Origin of the sequence: Aestuariibaculum sp. M13, assembly GCF_024723255.1 — a bacterium.
GTDB lineage: Bacteria > Bacteroidota > Bacteroidia > Flavobacteriales > Flavobacteriaceae > Aestuariibaculum > Aestuariibaculum lutulentum.
The window spans coordinates 121,335-146,499 of sequence record NZ_JANIAC010000006.1; the positions used below are offsets into that span (position 1 = coordinate 121,335).

Annotated in this window: 15 protein-coding genes; 14 read left to right on the forward strand and 1 reads right to left on the reverse strand. The window is 37.0% G+C overall.

The window, feature by feature from the left end; translation table 11 throughout:
- Nucleotides 1-116: 116 nt before the first annotated feature.
- The 10 genes from NO995_RS17565 (at nt 117) to queG (ending at nt 13,563) form a co-directional block, all read left to right on the forward strand.
- A complete protein-coding gene (locus tag NO995_RS17565; protein WP_258228638.1) occupies nt 117-1,412 on the forward strand; it encodes a c-type cytochrome in 1,296 nt (431 codons plus the stop codon).
- A 34-nt stretch (nt 1,413-1,446) separates the two neighbouring features.
- Nucleotides 1,447-4,554, forward strand: a complete 3,108-nt coding sequence (locus NO995_RS17570) for a TAT-variant-translocated molybdopterin oxidoreductase (RefSeq protein WP_258228614.1) — start codon at nt 1,447-1,449, stop codon at nt 4,552-4,554.
- Nucleotides 4,555-4,582: 28 nt separating this feature from the next.
- A complete protein-coding gene (gene nrfD, locus NO995_RS17575) occupies nt 4,583-6,031 on the forward strand; it encodes an NrfD/PsrC family molybdoenzyme membrane anchor subunit (RefSeq protein ID WP_258228615.1) in 1,449 nt (482 codons plus the stop codon).
- A 9-nt stretch (nt 6,032-6,040) separates the two neighbouring features.
- A complete protein-coding gene (locus NO995_RS17580; RefSeq protein ID WP_240575231.1) occupies nt 6,041-6,571 on the forward strand; it encodes a DUF3341 domain-containing protein in 531 nt (176 codons plus the stop codon).
- 7 nt (nt 6,572-6,578) lie between these two features.
- Nucleotides 6,579-7,127, forward strand: coding sequence for a cytochrome c (locus NO995_RS17585; RefSeq protein WP_240575232.1), 549 nt, complete (start codon nt 6,579-6,581; stop codon nt 7,125-7,127).
- A gap of 20 nt (nt 7,128-7,147) precedes the next feature.
- Entirely contained in the window at nt 7,148-8,509 is a 1,362-nt protein-coding gene (locus tag NO995_RS17590) for a quinol:cytochrome C oxidoreductase (RefSeq protein ID WP_258228616.1), read from the forward strand.
- 30 nt (nt 8,510-8,539) lie between these two features.
- Complete coding sequence (locus tag NO995_RS17595; RefSeq protein WP_240575243.1) at nt 8,540-9,604, forward strand: cytochrome c oxidase subunit II; 1,065 nt, start codon at nt 8,540-8,542, stop codon at nt 9,602-9,604.
- Between the two features lie 34 nt (nt 9,605-9,638).
- A complete protein-coding gene (locus NO995_RS17600; protein ID WP_240575244.1) occupies nt 9,639-11,429 on the forward strand; it encodes a cbb3-type cytochrome c oxidase subunit I in 1,791 nt (596 codons plus the stop codon).
- Nucleotides 11,430-11,610: 181 nt separating this feature from the next.
- On the forward strand, nt 11,611-12,636 hold the full coding sequence (gene ruvB / locus NO995_RS17605) for a Holliday junction branch migration DNA helicase RuvB (RefSeq protein ID WP_258228617.1): 1,026 nt from the start codon (nt 11,611-11,613) through the stop codon (nt 12,634-12,636).
- Nucleotides 12,637-13,563: a tRNA epoxyqueuosine(34) reductase QueG gene (gene queG / locus NO995_RS17610; protein ID WP_258228618.1), complete on the forward strand. Its 927-nt coding sequence runs from the start codon at nt 12,637-12,639 to the stop codon at nt 13,561-13,563. It begins immediately after the preceding gene.
- A 27-nt stretch (nt 13,564-13,590) separates the two neighbouring features.
- Here queG and NO995_RS17615 read toward each other — a convergent pair whose 3' ends face one another.
- Nucleotides 13,591-13,908, reverse strand: a complete 318-nt coding sequence (locus NO995_RS17615; RefSeq protein ID WP_258228619.1) for a MotA/TolQ/ExbB proton channel family protein — start codon at nt 13,906-13,908, stop codon at nt 13,591-13,593.
- A 152-nt stretch (nt 13,909-14,060) separates the two neighbouring features.
- Between NO995_RS17615 and NO995_RS17620 the strand changes: the two genes are divergently transcribed.
- From NO995_RS17620 to sprA, 4 genes are all read left to right on the forward strand, one after another.
- The gene (locus NO995_RS17620; protein ID WP_258228620.1) at nt 14,061-14,762 is read left to right on the forward strand and encodes a LytTR family DNA-binding domain-containing protein; all 702 of its coding nucleotides are present in this window, start codon (nt 14,061-14,063) and stop codon (nt 14,760-14,762) included.
- A 142-nt stretch (nt 14,763-14,904) separates the two neighbouring features.
- Entirely contained in the window at nt 14,905-17,202 is a 2,298-nt protein-coding gene (locus tag NO995_RS17625; RefSeq protein WP_258228621.1) for an NADP-dependent malic enzyme, read from the forward strand.
- 53 nt (nt 17,203-17,255) lie between these two features.
- Nucleotides 17,256-17,837 carry a Holliday junction branch migration protein RuvA gene (gene ruvA / locus NO995_RS17630; RefSeq protein WP_258228622.1) on the forward strand — a complete coding sequence of 194 codons (582 nt, stop codon included), beginning with the start codon at nt 17,256-17,258 and terminating at the stop codon, nt 17,835-17,837.
- 7 nt (nt 17,838-17,844) lie between these two features.
- On the forward strand, nt 17,845-25,110 hold the full coding sequence (gene sprA, locus NO995_RS17635) for a cell surface protein SprA (RefSeq protein WP_258228623.1): 7,266 nt from the start codon (nt 17,845-17,847) through the stop codon (nt 25,108-25,110).
- The last annotated feature ends 55 nt before the right edge of the window (nt 25,111-25,165 follow it).

Below are 25,165 nucleotides of genomic sequence, written 5' to 3' on the forward strand. Positions count from 1 at the left end.
ATTTCTATAATCGAGTTTAAATGTTACTTTTGCGTGAGATTTTATAACTGCGTTTTATTTTAAATTATTGTATGAAAAAATCATACCAAAGTTTAGAAGTTAATATAACCAACAATATGAAAAAGGTGATTCACCGTAAATTAAGCAAGAACATTCTTGGTTTAGGTTTAATTGTTTTATTAATCTTTACCGCTTCCCTTTCTGCTCAGGAAGGAGATCCAGCAAAAGGAAAATCATTATTTAACGCGAATTGTGCTGCATGTCACCAATTGGATAAAAAGATGACAGGACCAGCGCTTCGAAATGTTGAAGCGCGTTTAGCCGATGAGCAAGGGTTAGACCGAGCTTGGATTTATGATTGGGTTCATAACAGTTCTGGTGTTATCAAGTCTGGTGACGCTTATGGTAACAAAGTTTATAACGAGTACGGTGGAGCTGCAATGACAGCTTTTCCTCAGTTATCTGAAAAAGATATTGACGATATCTTAGCCTATACTGCAGAAGTTAAAAAAGAAGCGCCTGCTGCTGCGGCAACTGCTGCCGCTGGAACTGCTGCTGGTGCGACTACAGGAGGTGTATCTAACGAGTTAGTGTTAGGTGCTCTTGCTGTATTATTTGCACTTTTGGCAATAGGTTTAATTTTAGTAAACAAAACGCTTCGTCGTTTTGCAGAAGCTCAGGGTGTTGAATTACCTGAAGCCTCTAAAAGAATGCCGCTTTGGAAAGCATTTGTTAAGAATCAATTCTTAATGTTAGTGTCTGCAATTTTCTTATTGCTTGCAAGTGCTTACTTTGTATATGGATATTTTATGCAGGTTGGTGTTGATCAAGGGTATCAACCAGTGCAACCAATTCATTTCTCACATAAAATTCACGCTGGTGATAACGGTATCGATTGTAAATACTGTCACTCTTCAGCTCGTGTTAGTAAAACTTCAGGTATTCCGTCTGTAAACGTTTGTATGAACTGTCATAAATCTATTTATGAATATAACGGTGAAACAACTGCAGAGTATACTAAAGACTTTTATGATGCACAAATCAAAAAATTATATGCAGCAGCAGGATGGGATGATGCTAACCAAAAATATACTGGAGATTCACATCCGGTAAAATGGGTTCGTATTCATAATTTACCTGACTTCGTTTACTTCAACCACTCTCAGCACGTTTCTGTAGCAGGTGTTGAATGTCAAACATGTCATGGTCCTGTTGAGACTATGGAAGTAATGTATCAACATGCGCCATTAACAATGGGATGGTGTATCGATTGTCACAGAACTACAAATGTTAAAGTAGAAGACAATGCATACTACGAGAAAATTCACGAAGAATTATCTAAGAAGTATGGTGTAGATAAGCTTACAGCTGCACAAATGGGTGGTTTAGAATGTGGAAAATGCCACTATTAATAAAATTTAATAAGAAGTAATTCAATTATATAATATGTCATCAAACAAGAAATACTGGAAAAGTGTTGAAGAGCTAAACGAGAATAGCTCTATTGTTGAGACGCTAAAACAAAACGAGTTTGTAAGCGAGATTCCTACAGATGAATTTTTAGGTGATAAAAATGCATTGGAGTCAAGTTCTACAACGCGTCGCGATTTCTTAAAATATGTAGGATTCAGTACAGCTGCGGCATCATTAGCTGCCTGTGAAGGTCCTGTAGTTAAGTCGATTCCTTATGTAGTACAACCAGAGGAAATTATTCCTGGTGTTGCTAACTACTATGCAACTACTATTGCAGATGGTTTCGATTTTGCTAGTGTTTTAGTGAAAACACGTGAAGGTCGTCCAATTAAGATTGAAAATAATGCTTTGGCTGCTACAAATGGTAGTGCTAATGCCAGAGTTAATGCTTCGGTTTTAGGATTGTATGATAGTTTAAGAGTACAAGGTCCTAAAAGAGATGGTAATGCCATTACATGGGGTGATTTCGATGCTGATACGACTAAAAAGTTAAATGAGTTAAAAGCGGCTAACAAGAAGATTGTTTTATTAACACAAACTTTTGCGAGTCCTTCTACACGTAACTTAATTGCAGATTTTAAAGAAGAATACGGTAATGTACAACACGTTGTGTACGATGCGGTATCAGAATCTGCTGCTTTAGATGCTTTCCAGGCTAAATATGGAAAACGTGCTTTAGCTGGTTACGATTTCTCTAAAGCGATGACTATTGTATCTGTTGGAGCTGATTTCTTAGGTGACTGGCAAGGTGGCGGATTTGATTCTGGCTATGCTAAGAACAAAGTACCTAACCACGGTAAAATGTCTCGTCACATTCAGTTTGAATCTAACATGTCGCTAACAGGTGCTAATGCCGATAAACGTGTGCCTTTAACACCAAGTCAGCAAAAAGTAGCGTTAGCTAAATTATATAGCTATGTAGTCGGTGGTGCCGTTGCAGGTGAATTACCAGCGCACATAGACGAAGCTGTTCAAAAGGCAGCTGCTCAATTAAAGAAGGCAGGTTCAAATGGTGTTGTAGTTACAGGAATTCAAGACGTAAATGCACAAACTGTTGTTCTAGAAATAAACGAGTTTTTAGCGAGTAAGGCTTTTGATGCTAAGGTTGCTATTAAAACAAGACAAGGTAATGATAAAGATGTTGCAAACTTAGTTGCTGATATGAAAGCAGGTAAGGTTTCTGCAATTATTATGGCTGGGGTTAATCCATTATATACATTACCAAATGCTGCAGATTTTGCTGAAGGTTTAAAGAAGACTGAATTATCTATTACCTTCTCAATGAAAGAAGATGAAACAGCTTCAGAATCTCAGTATATCGCTGCTGCTCCTCACTATTTAGAGTCTTGGGGTGATGTTGAAATTAAAAACGGACACTATGCATTAATGCAGCCAACTATCCGTCCGTTATTCGACACTAGGCAATTCCAGGAAGCGTTATTAATCTGGACATCTAATAGTGTAGCTTACAACGATTATATTAAAGAAATCTGGACTTCAGATATTTTAAACGGAGCATCGTTTAACCAAGCCTTACACGATGGGCAGTTTGTATCTCAAGAAGTTCATGCAATTAACGATATTGATGCTTTAGAAGGTTTAGTTGAAAACAACGACGTTGAAAAACCATCTAATGTTGCAGCTAGTGCTTTAGCGGCTTCTGCTAAAAGTTCTGGTTTAGAATTATCATTGTATACCAAAGTAGGTATGGGAGACGGGCAACAAGCCAATAACCCATGGTTACAAGAATTCCCGGATCCGATTACCAGAACATCTTGGGATAACTACTTAACGGTTTCTAAAGTTGATGCTGATGCCTTAGGTTTAAAAAACTATAACGTTGCTAATGGTGCGTTAAATGGTAGTTATGCTAAAGTTACTGTAAACGGTACGTTTTTAGTTGTTCCTGTGTTAATTCAACCAGGTCAGGCTAAAGGTTCTGTAGGTTTATCATTTGGATATGGTAAAACAAAAGGGATTAAAGAAGAAATGCAAACCGGTGTCAATGCGTATACGTTATACCACAACTTCAACAACGTACAGGATGTAACTGTTGAAGCTGCTGCTGGTGAGCACGAATTCGCTTGTGTACAGTTGCACAATACTTTAATGGGACGTGGTGATATTGTTAAAGAAACTACTTTAGAGATATTCAACACTAAAGATAAAAAGTACTGGAATGCTATTCCTCAAGTGTCATTAAACCACGAGGAAACACCAGTAACTTCTCCAGACGTTGATTTATGGGATGAGTTCGATCGTTCAATTGGTCACCACTTTAACTTATCAATCGACTTAAACTCTTGTACAGGATGTGGGGCATGTGTTATTGCTTGTCACGCTGAAAACAATGTACCTGTAGTAGGTAAATCTGAAGTACGTCGTAGCCGTGATATGCACTGGTTACGTATCGATAGATATTATTCATCTGAAGAGTCATTCGCAGGTGATGATGAGAAGAAAGATAACATCTCTGGTTTAGGAAGCTCATTAAGTGAGTTCGGTGAAATGGAGCATGCTTCGGCTAATCCTCAGGTTGCCTTCCAACCAGTAATGTGTCAGCACTGTAACCACGCACCTTGTGAAACTGTATGTCCTGTGGCTGCAACATCACACGGTCGTCAAGGTCAAAACCACATGGCGTATAACCGTTGTGTAGGTACTAGATACTGTGCTAACAACTGTCCTTATAAAGTTCGTCGTTTCAACTGGTTCTTATATAACGGTAACGATGAGTTCGATTATCATATGAATGATGATTTAGGACGTATGGTATTAAATCCAGATGTTGTAGTTCGTTCTCGTGGTGTTATGGAGAAATGTTCTATGTGTATTCAAATGACACAAAAAACAGTTCTTGATGCTAAACGTGATGGACGTGTAATTAAGGATGGTGAATTCCAAACAGCTTGTTCTGCGGCTTGTTCTAGCGGCGCTATGACTTTTGGAGACATTAACGATAAGGAGAGCAAAGTTGCTAAACTTAAAGAAGATAACCGTATGTATCACTTACTAGAGCACGTAGGTACTAAACCAAACGTGATCTATCAAACGAAAGTGAGAAATACAACTGAAGCATAAATCTAATTAAAGAATCAATTATATAATTATGGCGTCTCATTACGAAGCACCTATTAGAAGACCCTTAGTTACAGGAGAGAAGTCTTACCACGATGTAACTGTGGATGTAGCAAAGCCTGTTGAAGGAAAAGCAAATAAACAGTGGTGGATAGTTTTTGGTATTGCACTAGCTGCCTTTCTTTGGGGTCTTGGATGTATCATTTATACCATATCTACAGGTATTGGAACTTGGGGTTTAAATAAAACCGTTGGTTGGGCCTGGGATATTACTAACTTCGTTTGGTGGGTTGGTATTGGTCACGCAGGAACTCTTATTTCTGCTGTACTTTTATTATTCCGTCAAAAATGGAGAATGGCAATTAACCGTTCTGCGGAAGCGATGACTATCTTCTCGGTAGTACAAGCAGGTTTATTCCCAATTATTCACATGGGTCGTCCATGGTTAGGATACTGGGTATTGCCAATCCCGAACCAATTTGGTTCTTTATGGGTTAACTTTAACTCACCATTATTATGGGACGTATTCGCGATTTCTACATATTTATCTGTATCATTAGTATTCTGGTGGACAGGTTTATTACCAGATTTCGCTATGTTAAGAGATAGAGCTATTAAACCATTCCAAAAGAAAATTTATTCATTATTAAGTTTTGGTTGGACAGGTAGAGCAAAAGACTGGCAACGTTTTGAAGAAGTATCTTTAGTTCTTGCAGGTTTAGCAACACCGTTAGTACTTTCTGTACACACCATCGTATCGTTTGACTTCGCTACCTCGGTAATTCCAGGATGGCACACTACTATCTTCCCTCCTTACTTCGTTGCCGGTGCGGTATTCTCAGGATTCGCGATGGTAAACACATTGCTTATTGTAATGCGTAAAGTATGTAACCTTGAAGATTATATTACAGTACAACACATCGAGTTAATGAACATCGTAATCATGATTACTGGTTCTATTGTAGGTGTGGCTTATATTACTGAGTTATTTATTGCTTGGTATTCTGGAGTAGAGTATGAGCAATATGCTTTCTTAAATAGAGCAACAGGACCTTACTGGTGGGCATATTGGGCGATGATGACTTGTAACGTATTCTCTCCACAGTTCATGTGGTTCAAGAAATTAAGAACAAGTATCATGTTCTCATTCTTTATCTCTATCGTGGTAAACATAGGAATGTGGTTCGAGCGTTTCGTAATTATCGTAACATCGTTACACCGTGATTACTTACCATCGTCTTGGACAATGTTCTCGCCAACATTTGTTGATATCGGTATCTTTGTTGGAACTATCGGATTCTTCTTCGTATTATTCTTATTATACTCAAGAACATTCCCGGTAATTGCACAGGCAGAGGTTAAGACTATCCTTAAGTCTTCTGGAGAACGTTACAAGAAGATTAGAGAGGCAGGAGAAAGTTTAGTAGGAACAGGAGCTGACGAAAGAACTTCTGGAAAAGTTAACAACACTAAAATCTAAGCGTAAACAATGGAAGCATCTAAAGTAATTCACGCTATTTATAATGATGACGATATTTTAATGTCGGCTGTAAAAAAGGTTAAGGCAGCAAAATATCACATTGACGAAGTATATACACCGTTTCCGGTTCACGGACTAGATAAAGCTATGGGATTAGCACCAACGCGTATTGCTATTACAGCATTTTTATACGGATTGGTAGGTTTAACAGTAGCCATCACTATGATGAATTTCATCATGATTGAAGACTGGCCACAAAACATTGGTGGTAAACCAAGTTTTAGCTTTATTGAAAATATGCCGGCTTTCGTACCAATTATGTTTGAGTTAACGGTATTTTTTGCAGCTCACTTAATGGTAATTACGTTTTACTTACGTAGTAGAATGTGGCCATTTAAAAATGCTGAAAATCCAGATCCAAGAACAACAGACGATCATTTCTTAATGGAAATTTCTGTTAACGGTAACGAAGAAGCATTACAAAGTTTACTAAGTGAAACTGGAGCAGTAGAAATTAATTTAATTGATAAAGCGCATTAAGATAAAGATGAAGAGCTTAATTAAAATATTAGCAGTAGCAGTTGTTTTAGTAGCGGTATCATGTAAAAAGGATACAGCACCAAACTACCAATTCATGCCAAATATGTATGAATCTGTAGGCTATGAAACATATAGCGAATCGGCTGCATTTAAAAACGGAGTAGAAGCACAATTACCTGTAGCAGGTACAATAGCTAGAGGATTTGTTCCTTTCGATATTGAAAATTCTACAGAGGGATATGAATTAGCTAAAGCGAATTTAGTTAGTCCTTTAGATTCTACTCAGGTTGATTTAGAAAGAGGAAAAGCGCTTTACGATATTTACTGTGGTATTTGTCACGGTAATAAAGGTGACGGTCAAGGTAACTTAGTAAAACGTGAAAAAATATTAGGTATACCAAACTACGCCGATAGAGAGATTACAGCAGGAAGTATTTACCACACTATTTATTACGGTAAAAATGCTATGGGTTCTTACGCTAATCAAATCAATGAAGAAGAGCGTTGGCAAGTAGTTTCATACGTGTTAAAATTAAGAGCTGATTTAGTAAAGTAAGAAGATAAGATTATATAGATATGTACACATTTTCAAATAAATTAAAGACATTTTCTATCATTCTAATGGTTTTAGGATTGTTAGGTGTTGGATATGGTTTTATGACATCTCATAAATCTTTAGACGAAGTAAAAACTATGCTTGCTGAAGAGGCATCACATCACGGTGGTGGTCATGGTGAAGAAGCTACTCATGTAGTAGCCGATACTCATGATGCTCATGGAGAGGCAGTACACGGAGAAGTTGCTCACGCTGAAGATGCGCACCACGGTGACGCTCACGCAGAGCATGTTCAACACCAGATAGCAAACCGTCCTTGGTCTGCTTTATATGTTGGAGCTTTCTTTTTTATGATGATTGGTTTAGGCGTTTTAGCCTTCTATGCGATTCAAATTGCATCGCAGGCAGGATGGTCTCCAGTATTATTCAGAGTTATGGAAGCAATCACTGCTTACGTATTACCTGGAGCTTTAATTGTATTAGCGATTGCTATTGCATCTGGTACAATTGGTCACTACAACCTTTTCATTTGGATGGATCCAGAAGTGGTTGCTCATGATGAATTAATTCAAGGAAAATCAGGTTGGTTAAACTTACCAATGTTTGCTGTTAGAGGTTTAGTATTTATTGCAGGATGGGCTTTATACCGTCACTTTGCTCGTAAATTTTCTATCGCTCAAGATAACGCACAATATAACACGAACTTTAAGAAATCATTCCGTATTGCTGCGGCATTCTTAGTATTCTTCATCTATTCAGAATCTATGATGTCTTGGGATTGGGTAATGAGTGTTGATCCACACTGGTTCTCTACATTATTTGGATGGTATGTATTTGCAAGTATGTTTGTAAGTGGTATTACAGTTATCGCTTTAATGAGCATCTACTTAAAATCTAAAGGATACTTAGAATTTGTAAACGCAAACCACTTACACGATGTGGCTAAGTTTATGTTCGCGATTAGTATTTTCTGGACATACTTATGGTTCTCACAATTCATGCTTATCTGGTACTCTAACATTCCAGAGGAGGTAACATACTTTATAACTCGTATTAACGATTATAAATTACCATTCTTCGGTATGGTGGCACTTAACTTCATCTTCCCAGTATTATTATTGATGAATGCTGATTTTAAACGTGTGCCTTGGTTTGTGGTAATGACAGGTATCGTAATCTTATTTGGTCACTATGTTGACATTTTCAATATGATTATGCCTGCTACAGTTGGAGATAGATGGTTTATAGGAATCCCAGAAATCGGTTCAATATTATTATTCGGAGGTTTATTCATATTTGTTGTTTTCACCGCTTTAACAAAAGCACCGTTATTAGCAAAAGGATATCCTTTAATCAAAGAAAGTGAAGATTTCCATTATTAATTAAGATATAAATAAAGACGAACGATAACAATGACTGCTTTATTAACAATTATAGTATTAGTATTTATTCTGGTTGCCATCTGGCAAATGGTAAAGATTTTCGATTTGGCTCAGGCTTCATCGGAATGTGGCCAAGTAGCTACCGATAAGGACAACAAAATAAATGCTTATTTAATGATGGGCTTCTTAGCCTTCATTTATATCATTACCATTGTATGTATAGTTAAATGGGGAGATTTACCTTTACTATCTAACTCTGCTTCAGAACATGGTCCAACAATCGATAACTTAATGGCTATTTCGTTAGTTATCATATTTTTTGTTCAAACTATAACCCAATTTTTATTACACTATTTCGCATTTAAATATAAAGGTGAAAAAGGTAAGAAAGCGTTATTCTTTGCAGATAACAATAAGTTAGAAGCTATTTGGACAATCATTCCTGTAATTGTATTAGCAGGTTTAATTATCTACGGATTGAATACTTGGGTTAACATTATGGGTGTTGACGAAAGTGACGACCCGATGGTAGTTGAATTATACGCTCAGCAGTTTAACTGGACAGCGCGTTATGCTGGTCAGGATAACACGTTAGGAAAAGCTAATGTACGTTTAATTGATATCGATAGAGCTAACGTTTTAGGTTTAGATGAAGCTGATCCTAATGCTCAAGACGATATCATTACTAAAGAATTACACTTGCCAGTTGGAAAACCGGTATTATTTAAAATGCGTTCTCAAGACGTATTACACTCGGCTTACATGCCACACTTTAGAGCGCAAATGAACTGTGTTCCTGGTATGATTACTCAGTTCGGATTTACTCCAACTGTAACAAGCGAGGAAATGAGACTAAACCCTGATATGGTTGAAAAAGTTGCAAACATCAACAAAATCAGAGTAGAAAAGAGTGAAGAATTAGTTGCTAAAGGAGAGGATGCTTTAGATCGCTACGAGTTTGATTACTTATTAATTTGTAACAAAATTTGTGGTAAATCTCACTACAATATGCAAATGAAAATTGTTGTTGAAACTCAAGAAGAGTTTGACGCTTGGATTAAAGAGCAAAAGGAATTTAAAAATTCTCTTAACTAATCAATTAATAAAAAGATAAATACGATATAAGATTATGTCAGCACACGCAGATACTCACGCTCACGACGACCACGGACATCATCATAAAGAGACCTTCATGACGAAGTATATCTTTAGTATGGACCACAAGATGATTGCTAAGCAGTACCTTATTACTGGTACTATCATGGGAGTTATTGGGATTTTAATGTCTATGATGTTCCGTATGCAGATTGCATGGCCTGAAGAGCCAAACGTATTGTTTGAAGCTTTATTAGGTAAATGGGCTCCTGAAGGTGTAATGGATGCCGATATATATTTAGCATTAGTTACCATTCACGGTACCATCATGGTATTCTTTGTATTAACAGCAGGATTAAGTGGTACATTCAGTAACTTATTAATTCCGTTACAAATTGGTGCTCGCGATATGGCATCAGGATTCTTAAACATGGTGTCTTACTGGTTATTTTTCCTTTCTAGTATCATCATGGTAATTTCTTTATTTGTTGAAGCTGGACCAGCTGCTGCAGGTTGGACAATCTATCCTCCGTTAAGTGCTTTACCAATGGCGCAGGGTGGTTCTGGTATGGGTATGACCTTATGGTTAGTAGCCATGGCTATCTTTATTGCTTCTTCGTTATTAGGATCATTAAACTATGTGGTTACTGTACTTAACTTACGTACAAAAGGTATGACCATGACAAGATTACCTTTAACTATCTGGGCTTTCTTTATTACAGCTGTAATTGGTATCGTATCGTTCCCGGTATTATTATCTGCTGCATTATTATTGATCATGGATAGAAGTTTTGGTACATCATTCTTCTTATCAGATATCTTTATTCAAGGTGAAGTATTACACTACCACGGTGGTTCACCAGTATTATTCGAACACTTATTCTGGTTCTTAGGTCACCCGGAGGTATATATCGTTATTTTACCTGCGATGGGTCTTGTGTCAGAGATTATGGCATCAAATTCTCGTAAACCAATCTTTGGTTACCGTGCGATGATTGCTTCTATATTAGCAATTGCATTCTTATCTACGATTGTATGGGGTCACCACATGTTCGTATCAGGTATGAATCCATTCTTAGGATCTGTGTTTACATTCACAACGTTATTAATTGCAATTCCATCAGCAGTAAAAGCCTTCAACTGGATTACAACCATATGGAAAGGTAACTTACAAATGAACCCTGCGATGTTATTCTCTATCGGTTTCGTATCTACGTTCATCACCGGAGGTTTAACAGGGATTATTTTAGGAGATTCTGCTTTAGATATTAACGTTCACGATACATATTTCGTTGTGGCTCACTTCCACTTAGTAATGGGTATCTCTGCACTTTACGGTATGTTTGCTGGTATTTACCACTGGTACCCTAAAATGTTCGGACGTATGTTAAACAAAAACTTAGGATACATTCACTTCTGGATTACTGCAGTATGTGCTTACGGTGTATTCTTCCCAATGCACTTTATCGGAATGGCTGGTTTACCTCGTCGTTACTACACTAACAGTAACTTCCCATTATTTGATGATTTAGCAGATGTAAATGTTATTATCACTGTATTCGCTTTAGTTGGTGGTGTGGTTCAAATCATTTACTTATACAACTTCTTTATCAGTATTTTTTATGGTAAGAAAGCAACTCAAAACCCTTGGAAATCGACTACGTTAGAGTGGACAACTCCAGTAGAGCACATCCACGGAAACTGGCCAGGAGAGATTCCTACGGTATACCGTTGGGCTTACGATTACAGTAAACCAGGTCATGATGTTGACTTCGTTCCGCAAAACGTTCCTTTAAAGGATGGTGAAGAAGAACTTCAACACTAAGACAAACAATATTTAAATACCAAAAAGCCTTTCTAAATTTAGAAAGGCTTTTTCTTTATATTTGCTTTATAAAAGGAACTATATAATTTCTTTTAATTGAATAGTTAATCATTAGAATCTGTTTTTCGGTTCTAAACGCTACACTAAATGTCACCCTGAGCGGAGTCGAAGGGGTTTTAATATGAACGAAAACTTAGATCCCACAAACGAGCATTTCTCTCCGGAAGAAATGGATGTAGAAAAAAAGTTAAGACCCCTCAGCTTTAACGATTTTGCAGGTCAGGATCAGGTGTTGGAAAACTTACAGGTTTTTGTTCAGGCTGCTAATATGCGTGATGAAGCTTTAGATCACACGTTGTTTCACGGACCTCCGGGATTAGGTAAGACGACTTTAGCACATATTCTGGCTAACGAGCTTAATGTAGGTATTAAAGTGACTTCAGGTCCTGTTTTAGACAAGCCAGGGGATTTGGCCGGATTGTTAACCAATCTTGATGAACGTGATGTGTTGTTTATTGATGAGATTCACCGATTAAGCCCTATAGTTGAAGAGTATTTATATTCGGCTATGGAGGATTATAAAATTGATATCATGATCGAATCTGGGCCAAACGCAAGAACCGTTCAAATTAATTTGAATCCTTTTACTTTGGTTGGAGCTACTACCCGTTCAGGTTTACTAACCTCACCGATGCGTGCTCGTTTTGGAATTCAAAGTCGATTACAGTATTATAACACCGAATTACTATCAACCATTATAGAGCGTAGTGCATCCATTTTAAATGTGCCTATTAGTATGGAAGCAGCTATAGAAATTGCTGGACGTAGTCGAGGAACACCTCGTATAGCGAATGCTTTATTGCGTAGGGTTCGTGATTTTGCCCAGATAAAGGGCGATGGACGTATCGATATTAAAATAGCAAAGTTTGCTTTACAAGCTCTGAATGTTGACGCCCATGGATTGGATGAAATGGATAATAAAATCCTAACCACCATTATCGATAAATTCAAGGGTGGTCCCGTGGGTATTACAACTTTGGCAACTGCGGTTAGTGAAAGCGCAGAAACCATAGAAGAAGTTTACGAACCCTTTTTAATTCAACAAGGGTTTATTATGCGTACACCTCGTGGTCGTGAAGTCACCGAACAAGCATATAAACATTTAGGTCGCGTTCGCGGATCTGTTCAAGGTGGATTATTTGAATAAATGAATACAAAATCTAAACATACACAATTGATAAAAACCGAAGCCAAACGCCTCGGTTTTTTATCTTGTGGTATTAGCCAGGCTGGTTTTCTTGAAGCTGAAGCACCACTTCTAGAACGTTGGTTGAATAAGCAAATGCATGGCGAAATGCGATACATGGAAAACCATTTCGACAAACGTTTAGATCCAACAAAGTTGGTTGAGGATTCAAAAAGTGTGATTTCCTTATTGCTAAATTATTATCCAGAAGACGTTCAGAAAGATTCTGAAGCACCAAAAATTAGTAAATATGCTTACGGAACGGACTATCATTTTGTAATAAAAGATAAGTTGAAGGAACTTCTTCATTTTATTCATGAGGAAATAGGAGAAGTTCATGGCCGTGCTTTTGTCGATTCTGCACCAGTATTAGACAAAGCCTGGGCAGCCAAAAGTGGATTGGGCTGGATTGGCAAAAACAGTAATTTACTAACCCAACAGGTAGGGTCCTTTTATTTTATAGCTGAATTAATTGTGGATTTAGAATTGGAATATGATTCTGCAACCACCGACCATTGTGGTACCTGTACCAAATGTATAGATGCTTGCCCTACACAGGCCATAACGGAACCTTATGTTGTTGATGGCAGTAAATGTATTTCCTATTTCACTATCGAATTAAAAGATAACATTCCAACTGAATTTAAAGGACAATTTGACAACTGGATGTTTGGTTGCGATGTGTGTCAGGATGTATGTCCATGGAACCGATTTTCAAAAGCCCACAACGAACCGTTATTCAATCCGTACCCGGAATTATTATCGATGACTAAAAAAGACTGGGAAGAGATTACCCAGGAAGTTTTCGGTGAAATATTTAAAAAATCTGCGGTAAAGCGTACCAAATTTTCTGGATTAAAACGAAACATTGACTTTTTAAAACCTTAAAAAGTCAATGTTCTATTTTACCGATTGTTATTTGATTAATTTTTGTTTATTAATCAAGCTTAAAATAACAGAGATAATATAAATCAGTAAGCCGTACATAGTTGTAATGGAGCTGACTTTTAAACCACCAGCCATCATTTCCTGACTCACCTGTCCCATTTGTTCAATCCCTTTAAAGGCACTGTAAAGTCCAATAATCTGTCCTAAAATCCCAAACGAGAGGGCTAAAATCCCCATGTCTTTAATCCATTCCGGGAATTTAACGAAACAAACAATAACAGCTAGTAGTAAAACCGTAAGGATGGTCATGAATAATGTGCCTCCTTCATAAAATAAATTCAACATAATTTTTTGTTTTAAGTTTACCTTTAAAAGTATCTATAAAACCTGGTTTCAAACGATGTTATAAACCGTTCTGGAGTTGTAAAATCCCTTTCTAAGGTAAAACATTAAAGGGTAAGAAAGCAAATGAAACAGAATTATTATAATTTTAGGCTATGAAGAAACATCCTTTATTTAGAATTGGGTATTGGCTAATAGCCTCCGTTTTAATAGCCTTGTTGTTACAAAATTCTATTACGAATTTTTTGAATGCGTGGTTAATTGCTTTGTTTTTCCTACCTGCAGCGTTAATCGTAAAATTTGGAGTTGAAAAGGCTAATCTTCTTAAAGGTGTTAAAAAGTGGATTCACTATTTTTATATTGCTATGTTGTCGCTTTATTGGGGATATATTGCTATAGCAGTTGCTTACTGGTATTTTCTTGAACTTAAGGCAGATTTGTTAGACAAGGTTTTAATAAGCCCTGTGTTTATTTGGTTAATAATTGGCTTCTTCGTGTTGTTAGAGTTTATGTTTTTCAAAAAGGTGCAACCAAAAGAGCAGGAAACCATTACCATTTACAGCGACAGAAAAAAAACGACAATTAATATTGAGAACTTGGCATATATTGAAAGCCGAGGCGAGTTTACTCTGGCAGTTCTAGTGGATGGTAAAGAATTTAAAAACAATATGAGAATATCAGAATGGAAACAACGTCTTAATGGGTTTCTTCGCATTCATCGTTCATTTTTAGTTAATCCCCGTTATGCTACTTTAAATGGAAATGAAGTTGTTGTTAATGCCCAATGGAATTTTCCAATTTCACGAACTTATAAACAACAAGTATTAAGTTATTTTGAAAATTCCGTTCAATTATAAAGTTTTACATATCGATTTCATTGAAGATTAAATAGTGATATAATATGTTTTTTAGCTAAAAAAGTACCATTAAAAACTTAAAAGATTCAAGGCTTACCTAATATAGTATTACTATCTTTGCTTTCAGTTAACTTATTAATTTATGAGCGAAGAAAGTAAACGCAGAGAGGCACTTATATATCACGCAAAACCTACTCCAGGTAAAATTAAAGTAGTTCCAACCAAAAAATATGCAACACAAAGAGATTTATCTCTGGCATATTCTCCAGGAGTTGCAGAACCGTGTTTAGAAATTGAGAAAGACAAAAACAATGCTTATAAATATACAGCGAAAGGAAATTTAGTCGCTGTAATTTCCAATGGTACAGCAGTTTTAGGGCTTGGAAATATTGGTCCAGAGGCTTCTAAGCCAGTAATGGAAGGAAAAGGCTTGTTATTTAAAATATTTGCAGATATCGATGTATTCGATATTGAAGTCGATACAGAGGATGTCGATAAGTTTATTGAAACTGTAAAAAATATTGCTCCAACTTTTGGAGGAATCAATCTTGAAGATATTAAAGCTCCGGGTGCGTTTGAAATTGAACGCCGATTAAAGGAAGAGCTTGATATTCCTGTAATGCATGATGACCAGCATGGTACAGCTATTATTTCGGCGGCAGCCTTAATTAATGCTTTAGAATTAACAGGAAGAAAAATTGAAGAGGCAAAAATCGTAATTAGTGGTGCCGGTGCAGCAGCGATTTCATGTTCTCGTTTATACCAGGCTTTTGGTGCTAAACGTGAGAATATGGTTATGCTGGATAGTAAAGGTGTTATTCGTGACGATAGAGAAAACTTATCTTCAGAAAAGGCTGAGTTCGCGACGCATAGAAAAATTGATACTTTGGAAGAAGCGATGGTAGATTCTGATGTCTTTATTGGTTTATCTATGGCGAACGTATTGTCTCCAGAGATGTTATTATCAATGGCAAACGATCCTATCGTATTTGCTATGGCAAATCCTGATCCGGAGATTAAATACGATTTAGCAATAAAAACCCGTAAAGATGTCATTATGGCTACAGGACGTAGTGACCATCCTAATCAGGTAAATAATGTACTTGGTTTTCCATTTATTTTCAGAGGTGCGTTAGATGTTCGTGCAACAAAAATTAATGAAGAAATGAAGATGGCTGCGGTTGAGGCTCTAGCGCGTTTAGCTAAAGAACCGGTGCCAGAGCAGGTAAATATTGCTTACGGAGAAACTAAATTAACTTTCGGTAAAGAATATATCATTCCGAAACCATTCGATCCGCGTTTAATTGTTGAAGTACCACCAGCTGTAGCTAAAGCTGCTATGGAAAGTGGTGTGGCAAAAGAACCTATCACCGATTGGGAAGAATATCAGGATAAGTTACGCGAGCGTTTAGGTTCCGATAACAAAATGGTACGTTTGTTATTGAACAGATCGAAGTTAGATCCAAAACGTGTGGTGTTTGCTGAAGCAGATCAGCTACCGGTTTTAAAAGCTGCACAAATAGCTTACGAAGAAGGCATTGCGATTCCAATTTTATTAGGAAGAAAAGAAGCAATTCAGGCATTGATGGCTGAAATTGAATTTGATGCTGAAGATATTTTAATCATCGATCCTAAAACAGAAGAAGAAAACGAAAGAAAGGATAGATACGCTAAAGTATACTGGGAACAACGTAAGCGCCGTGGTGTAACTTATTATTCGGCACAACGTTTAATGCGTGAGCGTAATTACTTTGCAGCTATGATGGTTAACGAAGGTGATGCTGATGCTTTGATTACAGGTTATTCAAGAAGTTATCCAACAGTTGTGAAACCAATGTTAGAGTTAATTGGTATGGCTGATGGCGTAAGACGTGTGGCAACTACCAATATGATGATGACCAAACGTGGTCCATTATTCTTAAGTGATACCTCTATCAATATTGATCCGGATACTAAAACGTTAACCAAAATCGCACAGATGACCTCCCAAGTGGTTAAAATGTTTGGTTTAACACCAGTAATGGCGATGACTTCATATTCTAATTTTGGGTCTTCATCAGATCCAAGAGCGTCAAAAGTTCGTGATGCTGTAGCGTATTTACACCGTTATTATCCGGATATGATTGTAGATGGAGAATTACAAACCGATTTTGCTTTAAATGCAGATATGCTTAAAGATAAATTCCCATTCTCTAAATTGGTTGACAGAAAGGTAAACACCTTGATTTTCCCAACCTTGGATTCGGCTAACATTACGTATAAACTTTTAAAGGAGTTAAACGAGGCAGATTCTATTGGACCAATCATGATGGGTATGCGTAAACCTGTTCATATTCTTCAGTTTGGTGCTAGTGTAGACGAAATTGTAAACATGACAGCAATAGCGGTCGTTGACGCACAACAAAAGGAAAAACAGGAGAAGGAAAAGCAAAGTTTATAGTCATTCCATTCTAAATAATTTTACTACATTTGGGATGAAACCTATTGCTATAAATGATTACACATATTCAAGGGAAACTTGTAGAGAAAAACTTAACCGATGTTGTTATAGATTGTAACGGTGTTGGCTATTTATTAAACATTTCACTACATACGTATTCCGAAATTCCAGATAAAGAATTTTTAAAGTTATATACACACCTACAAATTAAAGAAGACGCCCATACCTTGTATGGGTTTTCTTCTTTGATAGAACGTGAAGTGTTCAGGTTGCTTATATCGGTTAGCGGTATTGGAGCAAGTATTGCCCGTACCATGTTATCCTCCTTGACTCCCAAGCAGGTTATTGAAGGGATTGCAGGTGAAGATGTAGCTTTAATTCAGTCTATAAAAGGTATTGGAGCGAAGACAGCACAGCGTGTTATCATCGACTTAAAGGATAAAGTTCTTAAAATTTACGATATTGGCGAAGTTTCTGTCTCTAAAGACAATACCAACAAAGATGAAGCGTTATCTGCTTTAGAGGTTCTTGGTTATGTGAGAAAGCAGGCAGAGCGTGTTGTAGACAAGATTTTAAAAGCAGAACCAGAAGCAACCGTAGAAAATATAATCAAGCAGGCTTTAAAAAATTTATAATTCGATTTTGAACATAACTAACCTTATTTCTAAAAAATCAAACTACAGGCGTACGCATGAACGCTACAAAAGCTTTTTTTTAGCTTTAGCATTATTATTTTCGGTAGTACTTTGGGCTCAGGAGCCAGATTCTTTAAAAACTGGGTTTAATTTAGGAACTATTAAGACTGCCGATCCGGAAAGTATCGAGTCTAAATACACTTATGATCCTGTTACCAATCGTTATATCTATACCGAAAAGATAGGTAATTATAATATAAAGTATCCGGTAATCTTAACACCAAAAGAGTATTACGATTTGGTGGCAAAGGAGAGCTTAAGAGAATACTACAAGCAAAAGATTGATGCTTTCGATGGAAAAAAGGAAGGAGAAGAAGAAGCTCAAAAAAACTTGCTTCCCGAATTCTATGTTAAATCTGGACTTTTTGAAAGTATTTTTGGGAGTGGAGATATTGAAGTAGTTCCGCAAGGGTCTGTGGAAATGGATTTAGGTGTGCTCTTTTCAAAGCAGGATAACCCGACATTTTCTCCGCGAAATAGAAGTAATTTCACCTTTGATTTCGACCAGCGTATTAGCTTAAGTTTATTGGGGAAAGTTGGAACACGTTTACAGATTAGTGCGAATTACGATACGCAATCGACTTTCGATTTTCAGAATCTAATCAAATTAGAATACACGCCAACAGAAGACGATATCATTCAAAAAATAGAAGTCGGTAACGTTAATATGCCATTAAACAGTTCCTTAATTACAGGAGCTCAAAGTTTATTTGGTGTTAAAACACAATTACAATTTGGTAGAACTACCGTTACCGCGGTATTTTCCGAACAAAAATCTGAAGCTAACAGAGTGGTTGCTCAAGGCGGAGGAACCTTAGAAGAGTTTGAATTATTTATTCGTGATTACGACGAAAACCGACACTTCTTCTTATCTCAGTACTTTAGAGAAAATTACGATAGAGCATTAGAGAATTACCCATTCATTAATAACCGAGGCTTACAAATTACAAGGCTAGAGGTTTGGGTAACCAACCGAAGTAATAAAACTGATAACGTTAGAAATATTGTTGCGCTGCAGGATTTAGGGGAAACCGATAAAGTGGCGTCTACAGTTAATGTGTTTGCTACGCCCGGAGCTTTTCCAGATAATGAAAATAATGCTTTCGATCCTACCAACATTGGTGGAGCTAATTCACAGTTAAATTCAGGTATTCGTGATGTTTCTACAGTTCAATCTGGTTTTAATATTTCAGGAGTAAATGAAGGATTCGACTATGCGAAACTGGAAAATGCAAGAAAGTTAGTTAATGGTCAGGAATATACATACAATAGTCAGTTGGGGTATATTTCATTAAATCAACGTTTAAATAATGACGAGGTGCTTGCTGTTGCTTTTCAGTATACTGTTGGCGGACAAGTGTATCAGGTTGGGGAATTTGCAAACGATGGTGTTGATGCGACCGACGTTACGACAAACAGTTCTGGTCAGGTTACCAATGTGGTAAATACGAACCTGGTATTAAAATTATTAAAAAGTAGTGTTACCAATGTAACGCAGCCAATCTGGGACTTAATGATGAAAAACGTCTACGATACCGGCGCATACAATTTAAGTCAGGAAGATTTCAAATTAAATATTTTCTACAACGAAGCATCGCCGTTAAACTACATTAAACCGGTTAGTGGAAGTTTTGCTAAAGACATTTACGGGAATCCTGTAACAGGGAGCACCCCTGAAGAAGCACAATTACAAAATATTCCTTTATTACGCGTATTTAATTTAGACAAACTCAATTATAATAACGATCCGCAAACCAATGGTGACGGATTCTTCGATTTCGTTTCCGGTATAACTGTTATTCCGCAAAACGGTAAAATTATATTCACCAGTGCCGAGCCTTTTGGAGAGTACTTATTTAAGGTTTTAGGAGATGGTGATTATGCCAACGAAGCAAGTTATAACGACGATCAGAAAAAGTATGTCTACAACGTACTTTATAACAGTACCAAGACAGCTGCATTAGAACAGGTTGAAAAGAATAAATTCAAATTAAAAGGACGTTTTAAATCGAGCGGAAGCGATGGTATTCCTATAGGGTCATTTAATGTGCCTCGTGGTTCTGTAAAGGTTACTGCTGGTGGTCGTGTGTTAGTAGAAGGTATCGACTATACGGTAAACTATCAATTGGGACGTGTTCAAATTTTAGATGAAGCATTAAAGGCATCGAATACACCTATTGAAGTATCGACAGAAAACAACGCGGTGTTCGGACAACAAACCAAACGTTTTACCGGTATTAACATTGAACATAAATTCAATGAAAACTTTGTGTTGGGCGGAACACTTTTAAATTTAAATGAACGCCCGATTACCCAAAAAGCAAATTACGGTTCAGAGCCTATAAATAATACCATTTTTGGTTTCAACGGAAATTACGCAACCAAAGTACCTTTCTTTACACGATTGGTAAATAAGTTGCCTAATATAGATACCGATGTAGAGTCGAATTTATCATTACGTGGTGAGTTTGCATATCTGGCTCCGGGAGCTCCAAAAGGAACTAATCTAAATGGAGAAGCAACATCGTATATTGATGACTTTGAAGGAACACAAAACAGTATCGATTTAAAATCGCAGCAATCGTGGTTTTTATCAAGTAGACCGTTGGAACTGAATGTTGCCACAAACCCTAACGAAGATCAAAACGGGATTCAGAATGGTTATCAGAGAGCGATGCTTAACTGGTATAACATCGATCCTATTTTTTATAGCGCACAACGACCAAATGGTATATCAGACAACGATTTATCGAGTTTATACACGAGTCGCGTGTTTATTCAGGAGTTATATCCAGAAAGAGATTTGGTTCAGGGACAAAATTCGGTTTTAAATACATTAGATTTAGCATACTATCCAACCGAGCGTGGACCATATAACTTTGATCCAACCACGACTAATAATGTGATTAATAATCCGCAGGATTCCTGGGCAGGGATTACACGTCAGTTAACGTCAACCGATTTTGAACAACAAAATGTGGAATATATCGAGTTCTGGTTGCAGGATCCATTTCAGGAAAATACAGCGAATCCAGGAGGAACCCTGGTATTCAACTTAGGAAACATTTCAGAGGATATCATAAAAGATGGTAAAAAGTTATATGAGAATGGTCTTCCAAAGGATGGTGATGTAAGTTTACTTAATCCAACTGAGTGGGGAACGGTGGCGCCTTTAAACCAATCTTTAATTTATACTTTTGACACTACGGGTCAGGAAAGAGATAATCAGGATGTGGGATATGATGGTTATGATGATGCGGAAGAGCTTGCTATTTTTGGATCTAACTTTGGCGATGACCCTTCAAACGATAACTACACCTATTTCTTAAATGCCGAAGGAGGTATTTTTGAACGTTATAAAAAGTACAATGGAGTAGAAGGAAATACGCCTGATACATTCTCAAATACCGACCGCGGTGCTAATACCCAACCAGATGTTGAGGATGTGAACCGAGATAACACGATGAATACTATCGATAGTTATTTTGAGTATGCTCTTGAAATTACTAGACAAAACTTACCGGAATCGAAAGCCGATTTTGATAATCTTCCGAGTTCAAATCCGCTTAAGGAGTTTTTAAGAGATTTTAAAGAACGACCAAGATCATTGCCAAATGGCGATAGCAAAAATGTACGATGGTATCAGTTCAGAATACCAATTAACGTGCCTTTAGAAAAGTTTGACGATACTAATGTTTCAGAATACAAACGTTATGGGGGTATTACCGATTTCCGTTCTATTCGTTTCACCCGTGTGTATTTAAAAGATTTCGTTCAGCCAACGGTATTCCGTTTCGGTTCGTTAGAATTGGTGCGTAGCGAATGGCGTCGTTATACTCAGGCTCTTGATAAGAACGACCCAACACCTGAAGATTCACAAACCGATTTTTCAGTGGGTGTAATTGGAACCATTGAAAACGAAGGTAGCTACCAACGTCCGCCGGGTATCGAGCCAGAACAATTATTCAATAATAACACGGTTATCGATCAAAATGAGCAATCGTTAGTTGTTAAAGTTTGTAATCTGGAAGCTGAAGATTCTAAAGCGGTTTATAAAAATATAAGTATAGACATGCGTCAGTTTAAACGTCTTAGAATGTTTATTCATGCTGAAGACGGCGAAGATGGTGTTGGGAATTTAACTGATAATGATATTGTTGGTTTCATTAGAATGGGTAACGACCTTACCGAAAACTTCTACCAGATTGAAATTCCTTTACAGGTGTCTACCTCTTCATCAAGAGAAGGCATCTGGCCAGAAGCCAACGAGATTAATTTACCTATCGAAATTTTAGGAAGAATAAAAGCTCAGGGTATTGCCGATATGACATTGAGTAATGAAGATCCAACGTTTTACGATGTTATTAATGGCGAAATTAGTGCTGTTGCCGATCCGTATTCAGGATATGTTTCCGGACAACATCGTGTTGGAGTAAAAGGTAATCCTAACTTTGGAGATATAAGAACTCTTATGGTTGGTGTTAAAAACGCTACAAGTAGTAACGATGTATGTGCTGAGGTTTGGTTTAATGAGTTACGTTTATCTGATATGGATAACGAAGGTGGTTGGGCAGCTATTGTTAGTATTGACACCAACCTTGCCGATTTCATGAATATTAGTGCTACAGGTAGACAAAGCACGTCTGGTTTTGGTGGCATCGAGCAAGGACCTAGTCAGCGTAGTCTGGAAGATGTGAAGCAATACGATGTGGTTACGAATATTAACGTAGGGCAGTTGTTGCCAAAACAGTGGGGTATTCAGGTGCCATTTAACTATGCACAAAGTGAAGAGTTAATCACTCCAAAATACGATCAGTATTACGAAGATTTAACTTTAGAATCGAGATTGGATGCAGCTGAAACAAGTGCAGATAGAGATCGTATTAAAGAACAATCGGAAGATTATACCAAGCGTCAAAGTATCAACTTTATTGGTGTTCGTAAGATAAAAACCAACGAAGAAGAGAAACCACATTTTTACGATGTAGAAAACCTGACCTTGAACTACTCGTATAATAAGGTTGAGCACAGAGATTTTGAGATTGAAAATTCGGTTAATAAAACGGTACGTGCCGGAGCGAATTATGCTTATAATTTTGAGCCATTCCGTATCGAACCATTTAAAAAGAACGATTCGTTATTTACCGGGAAATACTGGAAATTATTAAAAGATTTCAATCTTAATTTATTGCCATCAAGCTTTACGGTAAATACAGATATTAACAGACAGTTTAACCGTCAGAAGTACAGAGAGGTTGAATTAGGCGCTGGAAATATTGGCGTGGAAGAACTGTTTAGAAGAAATTATATGTTCGATTTTCAGTATACCATAAATTATAATTTAACGGACGCGTTGAGTTTCAATTTCACCGCTGCCAATAACAATATTGTACGTAACTATTTTAAGAATACCATAGCCGGAGAGCAGTTACAGGATCCGAGTTTAGATGTTTGGGATGGTTTCTTCGATTTTGGAGATCCTAACCGTCAAATGCAAAACTTGGGTGTAACCTACGAGGTACCGATTAATAAAATTCCGGCCTTAAGTTTTATTAGTGCCACTTATCAGTATAATGCAAACTTTCAATGGCAAAAAGGATCTGATTTGTATGGAGAATTAGAAGTTGATGGCGTGACTTACGATTTAGGGAATACGGTACAAAATGCCAATACGCATAACATCAATTCAAGTTTCGACATGAATAGATTGTATCGAGAATTAGGTTTGGTTAAAAAGCCAATAGCTCGTACAAGTACCTCTAATACTAATAGAAACAACCCTCCTGGCACGCAACAAAATCAACCTAAGAAAAACAGTCAGGCAGGAACAAAAGCATTAAATACAGGTATTGATCTTTTAACAGCTGTTAAACGTATTCAGATAAATTATTCAGAGAATAACGGTACTTTCTTACCGGGGTATTTACAAACACCTGGTTTTATTGGAACCTTAAAACCAACTGTTGGTTTCACGTTTGGTAGCCAAAGCGATGTGCGATATATGGCCGCGAGAAAAGGATGGTTAACCGTTTTTCCAGAGTTTAATCAGCAGTATTCAACAACCAATACAAAACAGTTAGATATCTCGGCAAGTTTAGAGCCTTTAAGAGATTTAAAGATAGACTTGGTTGGTAACCGTGCCTACTACGATAATTATACAGAGAATTACCGAGTAAATAATATTGGTGGTGAGTATGAATACGAATCGTTAACACCTAACAATTTTGGTAACTTTAATATTTCTACTGTATTAATTAAGACAGCGTTTAGTTCAAGTGATGAAAACTCAAGTGCAGCGTTCAACGATTTCAGAGCAAACCGTTTAACCATTGCAAGACGTTTAGCTCAGGACAAAGGTGTTGATATTACAGATGTAGATGCAGACGGATTCCCTAAAGGATTTGGAAAAAACAGTCAGGCGGTATTATTACCGGCATTTTTAGCCGCTTATTCAGGTCAGGATGCAGGGAAAGTGAAAACATCTGCGTTTAGAGATATGCCAATTCCTAACTGGGATTTAAAGTATACCGGATTTATGAAGTTTACCTGGTTTAAAAAGAATTTTAAACGTTTCTCTTTAACGCATGGGTACCGTTCAACTTATACAATTAATCAATTCCAATCGAATTTAGATTATGTAAAACCTGATTTTAGTGTAGCATACGATAGCCAGCCGGCCGATGTTAAAAATCAGTCGGGAAATTATAAGAACGAAACCTTATACAGTAACATTAACTTAACCGAGATGTTTAGTCCGTTAGTGCGTATTGATTTCGAAATGAAGAATTCAGTTAAAATCTTAGCTGAAATTAAACGCGACAGACTACTATCTTTAAGTTTCGATAATAATTTAATGACCGAAGTTCAGGGTAAAGAATATGTGATTGGGCTAGGGTATCGAATTAAAGACTTAAGAATAAATTCTAATCTGGCTGGTCCAAGTAAGCGCATTATAAGTGATCTGAATATGAAAGCTGATATTTCGGTAAGAGATAATAAAACCATTATTAGATATCTAGATTTGGAAAACAATCAGGTAACTTCTGGTCAAACCATCTGGGGACTTAAATATTCGGCCGATTATGCTTTCAGTAAAAACCTAACCGGTATTTTCTATTTCGATTATGCGTTTTCAGATTATGCGATTAGTACAGCCTTCCCGCAAACAACAATTCGATCAGGTTTTACCCTTCGATATAATTTTGGGAATTAACACAATAAGTGTTTGAATTTAGGTTTTGAATAAATACATTTGCCGAAACTAAAAC